The 247-nt window shown below is 52.2% G+C and carries 1 protein-coding gene; it reads left to right on the top strand.

The window, feature by feature from the left end:
* Window positions 1-247: aldehyde dehydrogenase family protein (locus tag Q4563_RS21705; RefSeq protein ID WP_303606007.1), on the top strand; the 247-nt coding region annotated here is incomplete at both ends.

The following is a 247-nucleotide window of genomic DNA, read 5'->3' as shown; positions in this document are numbered from 1 at the left end:
GTACCAGGGCCGGTCAATGGCAAGGGGTATTTTGTTCAGCCCACCATCGTGCAAGTCAATAGCGCCAACGACACCCTGATGCAGGAAGAAACCTTCGGGCCTATCCTCAGCTTTATGGCGTATGAAGAAGAAGATGAACTGATCAGTCTGATCAACAACACCCCTTACGGCCTCGGCACAAGCCTGTGGACCAACAATCTGTCGGCCACCATGCGTATGATTCCACAAATTGAGTCCGGCACTGTCT

The organism is Gilvimarinus sp. 1_MG-2023 (assembly GCF_030548285.1).
Note: the sequence above shows the minus strand (reverse complement) of the source record. Positions and strands in the feature narration are given on the sequence as shown.